The organism is Micromonospora sp. C28SCA-DRY-2 (genome assembly GCF_030519475.1).
Classification (GTDB): domain Bacteria; phylum Actinomycetota; class Actinomycetes; order Mycobacteriales; family Micromonosporaceae; genus Micromonospora.
On sequence record NZ_JAUMKD010000004.1, the window covers coordinates 547,701 to 559,737 of the forward strand.

At 72.6% G+C, this 12,037-nt stretch carries 6 protein-coding genes and 1 riboswitch; of the genes, 5 read left to right on the forward strand and 1 reads right to left on the reverse strand.

Going from position 1 to position 12,037, the window contains the following annotated elements; translation table 11 throughout:
- The first annotated feature begins 13 nt into the window (after positions 1–13).
- The 4 genes from Q3W71_RS20235 to Q3W71_RS20250 all read left to right on the forward strand — a co-directional run bounded on the left by Q3W71_RS20235 (position 14) and on the right by Q3W71_RS20250 (position 10,051).
- The gene (locus Q3W71_RS20235) at positions 14–901 is read left to right on the forward strand and encodes a carbohydrate ABC transporter permease (protein WP_302920913.1); all 888 of its coding nucleotides are present in this window, start codon (positions 14–16) and stop codon (positions 899–901) included.
- 99 nt (positions 902–1,000) lie between these two features.
- Complete coding sequence (locus Q3W71_RS20240) at positions 1,001–2,650, forward strand: alpha-amylase family glycosyl hydrolase (RefSeq protein WP_302920914.1); 1,650 nt, start codon at positions 1,001–1,003, stop codon at positions 2,648–2,650.
- Between the two features lie 151 nt (positions 2,651–2,801).
- Positions 2,802–5,639, forward strand: coding sequence for a discoidin domain-containing protein (locus tag Q3W71_RS20245; RefSeq protein WP_302920915.1), 2,838 nt, complete (start codon positions 2,802–2,804; stop codon positions 5,637–5,639).
- A gap of 125 nt (positions 5,640–5,764) precedes the next feature.
- Positions 5,765–10,051 carry a discoidin domain-containing protein gene (locus Q3W71_RS20250; protein ID WP_302920916.1) on the forward strand — a complete coding sequence of 1,429 codons (4,287 nt, stop codon included), beginning with the start codon at positions 5,765–5,767 and terminating at the stop codon, positions 10,049–10,051.
- Positions 10,052–10,129: 78 nt separating this feature from the next.
- Here Q3W71_RS20250 and Q3W71_RS20255 read toward each other — a convergent pair whose 3' ends face one another.
- Complete coding sequence (locus tag Q3W71_RS20255; RefSeq protein WP_302920917.1) at positions 10,130–10,894, reverse strand: crotonase/enoyl-CoA hydratase family protein; 765 nt, start codon at positions 10,892–10,894, stop codon at positions 10,130–10,132.
- A gap of 197 nt (positions 10,895–11,091) precedes the next feature.
- Positions 11,092–11,289: riboswitch (cobalamin riboswitch) on the forward strand.
- Between the two features lie 34 nt (positions 11,290–11,323).
- Between Q3W71_RS20255 and bluB the strand changes: the two genes are divergently transcribed.
- On the forward strand, positions 11,324–11,959 hold the full coding sequence (gene bluB, locus Q3W71_RS20260) for a 5,6-dimethylbenzimidazole synthase (RefSeq protein ID WP_302921027.1): 636 nt from the start codon (positions 11,324–11,326) through the stop codon (positions 11,957–11,959).
- The last annotated feature ends 78 nt before the right edge of the window (positions 11,960–12,037 follow it).

Consider the following 12,037-nt stretch of genomic DNA (forward strand, 5'->3'; position numbering starts at 1 on the left):
GACGGACGAGGACATGGCACAGGACTCCGGCACCCGGACCCTCATCTCCCACGCCCAGCTCCGGCGGGGGCGCGGCAAGGTGATCTACTGGACGCTGCTGGCCGTCGTCGTGGTGGTGTTCACGCTCGTCTTCCTCGGGCCGCTCTACTGGATGGTCACCGGCGCGCTCAAGTCCGGCCAGGAGATCGCGCAGACCCCGCCGACGCTGTTCCCCAAGGATCCCCAGCCGCAGAACTACGTGGACGCGTGGCACAACCTGGACCTCGCCAAGCTGCTGTTCAACACGTTCTACTACGCGGCCGGCGCGGTGGCGTTCCAGCTCGTCTTCGACACCGCCGCGGCGTACTCCCTGTCGAAGCTCCGGCCGGTCTTCGGCAACGCGATCCTCGGCCTGATGCTGACCACGCTGATGATCCCGGCGATGGTCCTCATCGTCCCGCAGTACGTGACGGTGATCGACCTGCCGATCCTGCACCTCAACCTGCTCGACTCGCCGTTCGCGATCTGGCTGCCCCTGGTCGCCAACGCGTTCAACATCTTCCTGCTGAAGCGGTTCTTCGACTCGATCCCCGAGGACCTGATGGCGGCGGCCCTGATGGACGGGGCGACGCCGCTGCGCACGCTCTGGTCGATCATCCTGCCGATGTCGCGCCCCATCCTCGGCGTCGTCTCGATCTTCGCGGTGACCGCGGTCTGGAAGGACTTCCTCTGGCCGAAGCTGGTCATGCCGCACCCCGAGACCCGGACGGTCAGCGTCGGCATCTACGCCTTCTCGGGCGGCACGCCGATGAACGTGGTGGTCGCCGCGTCGGTGATCGCCGCGATCCCGACCGTCATCGTCTTCCTGATCTTCCAGCGGAACATCATGTCCGGCCTGACCACCGGCAGCCTCAAGGGCTGACCCCACCACCAGCGCAACCACCCCGGCGAACAACGACGTTCGCCCGACACATCCAGGTCCGGCGGCCCGCCGACGTACCGAGGCAGAAAGCAGGTGCTCGTGTCCACAGCAGACGACGGCCGGTGGTGGCGGGAAGCGGTGATCTACCAGGTCTACCCGCGTAGCTTCGCCGACGGTGACGGCGACGGCATCGGTGACATCGCCGGCATCCGGTCCCGGCTGGACCACCTCGCCGCGCTCGGCGTCGACGCGATCTGGTTCAGCCCCTGGTACCCCTCGCCGATGGCCGACGCCGGCTACGACGTGGCCGACTACCGCGACATCGACCCGGTCTTCGGCACCCTGGCCGAGGCGGAGGCGCTGATCGCGGAGGCGCACGCGCTCGGCATGCGGACCATCGTCGACGTGGTGCCCAACCACTGCTCTGACGCGCACCCCTGGTTCCAGGCGGCACTGGCCAGCCCGGACGCGCCCGAACGGGACCTGTTCTGGTTCCGCCCCGGCCGCGGCCCGGACGGTGAGCGCAAGCCCACCGACTGGGTCTCGCCGTTCGCCGGCGACACCTGGACCCGGACCACCAACCCGGACGGCACGCCGGGCGACTGGTACCTGCACCTGTTCGCCCCCGAGCAGCCCGACTTCAACTGGGACCACCCGCGGGTGCGCGCCGAGTTCGAGGACATCCTGCGGTTCTGGCTCGACCGGGGCGTGGACGGCATCCGGATCGACTCCGCGGCGATGCTGGCCAAGGACCCGACGCTGCCGGAGGCGACGCCGGACGGCCCGAGCCCGTTCGTCGACGTGGACGCGGTGCACGAGATCTACCGCGGCTGGCGGCGGATCACCGACAGCTACCCGGGCGGCCGGGCGCTGATCGGGGAGGTCTGGCTCCCCGACCACCAGCGGTTCGCCAACTACCTGCGCCCCGACGAACTGCACGCCGCGTTCAACTTCGACTTCCTCGGCTGCGCCTGGGACGCGGCCGCGCTGCGGGCCTGCATCGACACGACGCTCACCGCCCACGCCCCGGTGGGCGCCCCGGCCACCTGGGTGCTCTCCAACCACGACGTCACCCGGCACGTCACCCGGTACGGCCGGGCGGACACCACGTTCAGCTTCGCCGCCAAGCGCGAGGGCATCCCCACCGACCTGGAGCTGGGCACCCGGCGCGCCCGGGCGGCGGCCCTGCTCTCCCTCTCCCTGCCCGGCGCCGCCTACGTCTACCAGGGCGAGGAACTCGGCCTGTGGGAGGTCGAGGACATCCCGCGCGAGCTGCGCCAGGACCCGATGTACCACCGCTCCGGCGGCGTCGACCCCGGCCGGGACGGCTGCCGCGTCCCGATCCCCTGGACCGGTGACGAGCCGCCGTTCGGGTTCAGCCCCGACGGCGCCGCCGCGCCCTGGCTGCCCCAGCCGGCCGACTGGAAGGACCGGACGGTCCGGGCGCAGACCGGCGACACCACCTCGATGCTCGAGCTGTACCGGGCGGCGATCCGGATCCGGCGGGCCCACCCGGCGCTCGGCGACGGGACGATGACCTGGCTGCCCGCCCCGGACGGGGTGCTCGCCTTCCACCGCCCGCCCGGCTTCACCTGCCTGGTCAACCTCTCCGCCGCGGCGGTGCCGCTGCCGCCGCACACCGAACGGCTGCTCGCCAGCGGGCCGCTCGACGACGACCTGCTGCCGCCGGACACCGCCGTCTGGCTGCGTACCGCCGAACCGACCCCGGCCGGACCCGAAACGGCCTGACCAGCCGCGGTGCCGGCGGCCCCGTCCCGGCCGCCGGCGCCGCAGCGCCCGCCGGTTCGCACCGGCCGACCTCGACAAGGAGGTACGCGACCCCAGCGCCACGCCGCACCGCACGGGGGACCTGGATCGCCACGAAAGGGAGAGCCAGCTCATGCCCGACCACCCCACCGCCACCCCGCCCCGAAGAAGCCGGGCCCGCGCGGGCGTCGCCGCCCTCGCCGGCGCCGCCCTCACCGCGACCACGCTCACCGCCGTCGCACTGACCAGCACCGCCACCCCCGCCCGGGCCGCCGGGATCTCCCCGTTCGACATCCCCGGCCGGGGCGCGACCGTCCCGTTCGTCGAGCACGAGGCGGAGGAGGTCGCGCACACCGGCACGAAGATCGGTCCGGACCGGCGCTACGGCACCCTGCCGTCCGAGGCCTCCGGCCGGGAGGCGGTCACCCTCGACGCCGTCGGCGAGTACGTGGAGTTCACCCTGACCGCGCCGGCCAACGCGGTCACCTTCCGGTACAGCCTGCCGGACAACGCCGCCGGCACCGGCCGGGACGCCAGCATCGACCTGCGGGCCAACGGCGCCCTGGTCAAGGCGGTGCCGGTGACCTCCCGGTACGGCTGGTACTACGGCGGCTACCCGTTCAACAACAACCCGGGCGACACCAACCCGCACCACTTCTACGACGAGACCCGGACCATGTTCGGCGCCACCTACCCGGCCGGCACGAAGATCCGGCTCCAGGTCTCCTCGACCGCCCAGTCGCCCACCTTCACCATCGACCTGGCCGACTTCGAACTGGTCGGCGACCCGATCGGCAAGCCCGCCGGCGTCCTCGACGTGGTCACCGACTTCGGCGCCGACCCGACCGGCGCCACCGACTCCACTGCGAAGTTCCAGGCCGCGGTGGACGCCGGACGCGCCCAGGGCCGCGCGGTCTGGATCCCGACCGGCACCTTCACCCTGTGGGACCACGTGGTCGTCGACGGGGTGACGCTGCGCGGCGCCGGGCCGTGGTACTCGGTGCTCGGCGGCCGGCACCCCACCGACCGCAAGCGCGCCGTCGGCATCTACGGCAAGTACGTCCCCGGCGGCGGCTACAGCGGCGAGATCCGCCCGCACGAGGCCGGCGGCCCGAGCCGCAACGTCACCCTGCGGGACTTCGCCATCATCGGCGACATCCGCGAGCGGGTGGACGAGCACCAGGTCAACGCCATCGGCGGGGCCATGTCGAACTCGGTGGTGGACAACGTCTGGATGCAGCACACCAAGGTCGGCGCCTGGATGGACGGCCCGATGGACAACTTCACCATCCGCAACAGCCGGATCCTCGACCAGACGGCGGACGGGGTGAACTTCCACTGGGGCGTCACCAACTCCACTGTCACCAACACCTTCGTCCGCAACACCGGCGACGACGCCCTGGCGATGTGGGCGCAGAGCGTGCCGAACGTCAACAACTCCTTCACGTTCAACACCATCGGCGTGACCATCCTCGCCAACCACCTGGTCACCTACGGCGGCCGGGACATCCGGATCACCGACAACGTGACCGCCGACTCGGTCACCAACGGCGGCGGCATCCACGTCGCCAACCGCTACCCCGGCGTCAACGGCCCGACCGCCGTCGCCGGGACGATCACGGTCGCCCGGAACACCCTGATCCGCAACGGCAACTCCGACTACAACTGGCGCTTCGGGGTCGGCGCGATCTGGTTCTCGGCGCTGAACGAGCCGATCCAGGGCGCGGCGATCACCGTCACCGACACCGACATCCTGGACAGCTCGTACGCGGCGCTGCACTGGATCGAGGGCGCCACCAGCGGGATCAGCTTCACCAACGTGCGCATCGACGGCGCCGGCACGTACGCCCTCCAGGTGCAGGCACCCAGCCAGGTCTCCTTCACCAACGTACGGGCCACCGGGATCGCCCAGGCCAACCCGATCCACAACTGCGTCGGCAGCGGCTTCCAGATCACCCAGGGGCCCGGCAACTCCGGCTGGTACACGGCCACCCCGTACTGCGGGCCCTGGCCGGAGCCGCAGTGGGGCGGCGGCCCGACCAGCCCACCGCCGACCACCACCCCGCCGCCGACCACCCCGCCGCCCACCGGCGGGAACCTGGCCGCGGGCCGGCCGGTGACCGCCACCAGCTCCACCCAGAACTACGTGGCGGCGAACGCGGTGGACGGCAGCGCGGCCAGCTACTGGGAGAGCGCCAACAACGCGTTCCCGCAGACGCTCACCGTCGACCTGGGCGCGGCCCGTGCCGTCGGCCGGGTGGTGTTGAAGCTGCCCGCCGGCTGGGAGCGGCGCACCCAGACCCTGTCGGTGCTCGGCTCCACCGACGGCTCGTCGTGGGCCACGCTCGCCGGCTCGGCCGGCCGCACCTTCGACCCGGCCAGCGGCAACACCGCCACCATCGCACTGCCGGCCGGTGACCGTCGCTACGTCCGGCTGAGCTTCACCGGCAACACCGGCTGGCCGGCCGGCCAGGTCGCCGAGTTCGAGGTGTACGGCGACGGCGGCACCCCGCCACCCACCACCCCGCCACCGACCACGTCGCCGCCACCGACCGGCAACCTGGCGCTCGGCCGGCCCGTCGCGGAGACCAGCCACGCCGACGTGTACGTGGCCGCCAACGCGGTCGACGGCAACCCGAACACCTACTGGGAGAGCGCCAACAACGCCTTCCCGCAGTCGGTGACGGTCGACCTGGGTGCGGCCCGTCCGGTGTCCCGGGTGGTGCTGAAGCTGCCGCCGTCCCCGGCCTGGCAGACCCGTACCCAGACGCTGTCGGTGCTCGGCTCCACCGACGGCTCGTCGTGGGCCACGCTCGCCGGCCCGGCCGGCCGCACCTTCGACCCGGCCACGGGCAACACGGTGTCGATCACCGTGCCGGCCGGTGACCGCCGGTACGTCCGGATCACCGTCACCGGCAACACCGGCTGGCCGGCGGGCCAGCTCGCCGAGTTCGAGGTCCACGCCACCTGACGTGTGGGCGGGGCCCCGTACGCCGACCGGGGCCCCGCCCACGCCGCACCACCGCACCGCAACACCCGCACCGCAACACCCCGCACACGCCTCTCCACGTCCCCGGAAGAAGGTGTCCCCCCACCATGTCCAGATTCCGTACCCGGGTCGTCGCGGCGCTCGCCGTGCTCGGCCTCGCCGTCACCGCGGCCCCCGCGCCGCCGGCCGCCGCGGCCGGCGGACCCAACCTCGCCGCCGGCCGGAACGCCGCGGCCAGCAGCGTCAACGGCCCGTACGCCGCGGCCAACCTCACCGACGGGAACCCGTCGACCTACTGGGAGAGCAGCGGCGCCCTCCCGCAGTGGGCCCAGGTCGACCTGGGCTCGGCCCGGTCCGTCGACCAGGTCAAGCTGAAGCTCCCGGCCGGCTGGGAGGCGCGCACCCAGACGCTGTCGGTGCAGGGCAGCGCGGACGGCAGCGGCTTCGGCACCATCGTCGCCTCGGCCGGCCGGCAGTTCAGCCCGGCCAACGGCAACACCGTCACCCTCGACTTCCCGGCCACCACCACCCGGTACGTCCGGGTGGCCATCACCGCCAACACCGGCTGGGGCGCCGCGCAGCTCGCCGAGCTGGAGGTCTACGGCGCGGCCACCTCCTCGGCGAACCTGGCGGCCGGTCGGAGCATGACCGCGAGCGCCCACGCGGACGTCTACGTCGCCGGCAACGCCAACGACGGCAACCAGGGCAGCTACTGGGAGAGCGCGAACAACGCCTTCCCGCAGTGGCTCCAGGTCGACCTCGCGGCCACGGTCAGCGTCAACCGGCTGGTGCTCAAGCTGCCCGCCGGCTGGGACGCCCGTACCCAGACGATCACCGTGCAGGGCGGCACCAACGGCGCCACCTTCAGCACCATCGTCGCCTCGGCCGGGTACGCGTTCACCCCCGGCGCCAACAACACCGTGACCATCACCTTCACCGCGGCCAGCACCCGCTACCTGCGGCTGCTCTTCACCGGCAACACCGGCTGGCCCGCCGGTCAACTCTCCGAGCTGGAGGTCTACGGCCCGGCGACCGGTGACACCCAGCCGCCGTCCGCGCCCGGCAACCTCGCCTACACCGAGCCGGCGAGTGGGCAGATCCGGCTGACCTGGTCGGCGTCGACCGACAACGTCGGGGTGACCGGCTACGACGTCTACGCCAACGGCACCCTGCGCACCAGCGTCAGCGGCAGCACGCTGGCGTACACCGACAACCAGCCGACCAGCGCCACCGTCAGCTACGTCGTCCGGGCCCGGGACGCGGCGGGCAACGTGTCGGCCGACAGCAACACGGTGACCCGGAACGGCAGCTCCGGCGACACGGTCGCGCCGACCGCGCCGGGCAACCTGGCGTACACCCAGCCGGCCGCCGGGCAGATCCGGCTGACCTGGTCGGCGTCGACCGACAACGTCGGGGTGACCGGCTACGACGTCTACGCCAACGGCGCGCTGCGGGGCAGCGTGAACGGCTCCACCCTCAGTTGGACCGACAACCAACCGGACACCGCGACCGTCTCCTACGTCGTCCGGGCCCGGGACGCGGCGGGCAACACCTCGGCGAACAGCAACACGGTGACCCGCACCGGCAGCACGCCGGGCGGCAGCAACCTCGCGGTCGACAAGCCGATCACCGCCTCGTCGATGGTGCACGTCTTCGCCGCGGCCAACGCCAACGACGACGACGTCACCACCTACTGGGAGGGCGCGCCCGGGGCGTACCCGAGCACGTTGACCGTGGCGTTGGGCGCGAACGCGAGCATCAGCGCGCTGGTGGTGAAGCTGAACCCGGACCCGGTCTGGGGCCCGCGTACGCAGACCTTCCAGGTGCTCGGCCGGGAGCAGTCGGCCTCCGGGTTCGGCACGCTGGTCGGCTCGGCGACGTACTCGTTCAGCCCGGCCAGCAGCAACACGGTGACCATCCCGGTGTCGGCGACCGCCGCCGACGTCCGGCTCCAGTTCACCGCCAACTCCGGCTCGTCCAACGGCCAGGTCGCCGAACTCCAGGTGATCGGCGTGCCGGCGCCGAACCCGGACCTGACCGTCACCGGGATCACCGCCGCCCCCGCCGCGCCGGTGGAGACCGACGCGATCACCCTCTCCGCCACCGTGCGCAACGCCGGCACGGCGGCCTCCGCCGCCACCACCGTCGACTTCACCCTGGGTACGACGAAGGTCGGCACCGCCTCGGTCGGGGCGCTGGCGGCCGGCGCGTCGACCACCGTCTCGGCGAACATCGGGCCGCGCAACGCCGGCAGCTACCAGGTCGGCGCCACCGTCGACCCGGCGAACACGGTGATCGAGCAGAACGAGGCGAACAACGGCCACACCAGCCCGACCGCGCTCACGGTCAGCCCGGTGGCCAGCTCCGACCTGGTCGCCTCGGCGGTGACCTGGTCGCCCGGCACGCCGAGCGCCGGCGCCACTGTCAGCTTCGCGGTGACCATCCGCAACCAGGGCACTGTCGCCTCGGCGAGCGGCGCGCACGGCGTCACGCTGACCGTGCTGAACGACACCGGCGCGGTGGTCCGTACGCTGACCGGCTCGTACACCGGCACCATCGCCGTCGGGGGCAGCGCCGGCCCGGTCAACCTGGGCACCTGGACCGCCGCCAACGGCCGGTACACGGTCCGGGTGGTGCTCGCCGACGACGCCAACGAACTGCCGGTGAAGCGGCAGAACAACACCAGCGACCGGTCGCTCTTCGTGGGCCGCGGCGCCAACCTGCCGTACGACATGTACGAGGCCGAGGAGGGCTCGGTCGGCGGCGGGGCGCAGGTGGTCGGGCCGAACCGGACCATCGGCGACCTGGCCGGGGAGGCGTCCGGCCGGCGGGCGGTGACCCTGAACAGCACCGGCGCGTACGTCGAGTGGACCACCCGGGCCCCGGCCAACGCCCTGGTGACCCGCTTCTCCATCCCGGACGCGCCGGGCGGCGGCGGGATCACCTCGACCTTGAACATCTACGTCAACGGGGTGCTGCACAAGCCGATCAGCCTCACCTCGAAGCACATCTGGCTGTACGGCGCGGAGGCCAGCCCGAGCGACTCGCCCAGCGCCGGCCCGCCCCGGCACATCTACGACGAGGCGAACATCCTGCTGGACTCCACCATCCCGGCGGGCAGCCGGATCCGGTTGCAGAAGGACCCGGCCAACAGCACCACGTACGCCATCGACTTCGTGAACCTGGAGCAGGTGGCGCCGCGGGCCAACCCGGACCCGGCGCGGTACCGGGTGCCGAACGGGTTCAGCCACTCCGACGTGCAGAACGCGCTGGACGCGGTCCGGATGGACACCACCGGCAACCTGGTCGGCGTCTACCTGCCGGCCGGCACGTACGAGACAGCGCAGAAGTTCCAGGTCTACGGCAAGGCGGTCAAGGTGGTCGGCGCGGGCATGTGGTTCACCCGCTTCCAGACGCCGGTCGGCCAGCAGAACACCGACGCCGGCTTCCGGGTGGAGTCCTCGGCCAGCGGGTCGTCCTTCGAGCACCTGGCCTTCTTCGGCAACTACACCAACCGCATCGACGGCCCCGGCAAGGTCTGGGGCGAGCTGCGCGACGTCGACAACCTGACGCTGGACAACGTCTGGGTCGAGCACACCGTCTGCGCGTACTGGGGGGTGAGCGTCAGCGGCCTGAAGATCACCAACAGCCGCTTCCGGAACACCTTCGCCGACGCCGTCAACATGACCAACGGCAGCACCAACAACCTGGTCAGCAACTCCGAGGGCCGGTCCAACGGCGACGACGCGTTCGCCCTCTTCTCGGCCGTCGACCAGGGCGGGTCCACGGCCAACCACGGCAACGTCTTCGAGAACCTGACCGCCACGCTCACCTGGCGGGCGGCCGGGATCGCCGTGTACGGCGGCTACGACAACATCTTCCGCAACCTCTACATCGCGGACATGCTGACGTACTCCGGCATCACGATCAGCTCGCTGGACTTCGGCTACCCGTTCATCGGGTTCGGCGCCAGCCCGCCGACCCAGTTCCAGAACATCTCGCTGATCCGGGCCGGCGGTCACTTCTGGGGTGCGCAGACCTTCCCGGCGATCTGGGTCTTCTCGGCGTCGAAGGAGTTCCGCGGCATCCGCGTCTCGGACGTGGACATCGTCGACCCCACGTACTCCGGGATCATGTTCCAGACGAAGTACAACGGGGGTCAGCCGGAGAACCCGATCACCGACACGGTCTTCACCAACGTGTCGATCTCGGGGGCCCGGCGCAGCGGTGACGCGTTCGACGCCAAGTCGGGCTTCGGCATCTGGGTCAACGAGATGCCGGAGCAGGGTCAGGGCCCGGCCGTCGGCTCGGCCACCTTCGTGAACCTGCGGCTGACCGACAACTGGCAGGACATCCGCAACACCACCTCCACCTTCACCATCAACCGCAGCTGAGCGGCACCGGATCGGGCGCCGCCGGGAGGACCAGCCCCCCGGCGGCGCCCGTCCCTCGGCTCCGATGCGGTCGCGGCGTCAGTCGGCCGGGGCGCCGTGCCGGCCGGCGCCGGCAGTGAACCGGGCCGCCCCGGCCGCCGCGTCGGCGGCCAGCGAGTCCATCCCGTACGCCAGCTCGGTGGCGAGCGCCGCCGGCTCCGGCAGGCCCGCGCCGGCCAGCACCGAGGCCCGGTCGTTGCGCAGGCAGGTCTGCGGGTGCCGGGCGATCTCGGCGGCCAGCCGCTCGGCCGCCGCCCGCGCCTCACCCGGCGCGACCAGCCGGTTCACCAACCCCATGGCGTACGCCTCGTCGGCCGGTACCGGCCGGCCGGTGAGGATCAGGTCCATCGCCCGGCTCTCGCCGATCAACCGGGGCAGCCGGACCGTCCCGCCGTCGATCAACGGCACCCCCCACCGCCGGCAGAACACCCCGAGCACCGCGTCGGACTCGGCCACCCGCAGGTCGCACCAGAGCGCCAGCTCCAGCCCGCCGGCCACCGCGTACCCGGAGATGGCGGCGATCACCGGCTTGGTCAGGGTCAGCCGGGTCGGGCCCATCGGGCCATCGCCCTCCGCCTCGACCCGGTTGCCGCTGGGCGTGCCGATCGCCTTCAGGTCGGCCCCGGAGCAGAACGTGCCGCCGGCGCCCCAGAGCACGGCCACCGCCGCGTCGGGATCGGCGTCGAAGGCCCGGAACGCGTCGGCCAGTGCCCGGGCGGTCGGCCCGTCGACGGCGTTGCGCGCCGCCGGCCGGTCCAGGATCACCGTGGTCACCGGCCCGTCCCGCTCGACCCGTACGCCCATCGGCACAGCATGCCCCCGGCGGTGCCGGCACGCCAGGGGGTGACCGTCAGTGGTCTCGGGCTCCGTCCCGTCGCACCACGGTCGCGCCGAGCGCGGCCCCGACCACTCAGGAACCACAGTGGTCGTGGGGCTCCGGCCCGCGACCGGATTACCACCCGCCCGGGTGTCCGGCGACCGGGCGCGGGGCTAGCATCACCGACGGCACGATCATGCGAGGTGCCCCGCGCGAGCGGGGAGAATCGGGAAGCCGGTGGAAATCCGGCACGGGCCCGCCGCGGTGACCGGGGAGCCACCGTCCACGCGCAGCAGCGCAGCCACTGGCCGACGGCCGGGAAGGCGGGCGGCCAGGCGTCGATCCGGGAGTCCGAAGACCGGCCTCGCGTCCGGTGCCCACGCCGGGGCGTGGGCCGAGCGCAGCGGGAGCCTGCCCTGAACACCGAGCTGTACGACGTCATCCACCGCCGCCGGGACGTGCGCGCCCAGTTCACCGGCGCGCCGGTGCCCGAGGAGGTGCTGCACCGGATCCTCACCGCGGCGCACGCCGCGCCGAGCGTCGGCTACTCCCAGCCCTGGGACTTCGTCGTGGTCCGCGACCCCGAGCTGCGGCGCCGCTTCCACGACCACGTACGCACCGAGCGGGAGACGTTCGCCGCCACGCTGGAGGGCGCGGCGGCCGAGACGTTCGTCCGCATCAAGATCGACGGCGTGCTGGAGTCGACCCTGTCGATCGTGGTCACCTACGACCCGGACCGGGGCGGCCCGGCCGTGCTGGGCCGCCACGCCATCGCCGACACCGGGCTCTACTCGGTCTGCCTGGCCATCCAGAACCTCTGGCTGGCCGCCACGGCCGAGGGACTCGGCGTCGGTTGGGTGTCCTTCTACCGGGAGCCGTGGCTGGCCGACCTGCTGGGGATCCCGCCCGGCATCCGGCCGGTGGCCTGGCTCTGCCTGGGCCCGGTCACCCACCTCGAGTCCGTGCCCGACCTGGCCCGGCACGGCTGGCGGCAGAAGCGGCCGCTGGCCGACGCCGTCCACCAGGACCGCTGGGCGGCCCCGGCCCGGTGATCCCGGACCGGGCCGTCGCCCGGTCGCCACGCACCGCGGCGGATCCGTCACCGCCGACCGGTTTGCGACCGCGAACGC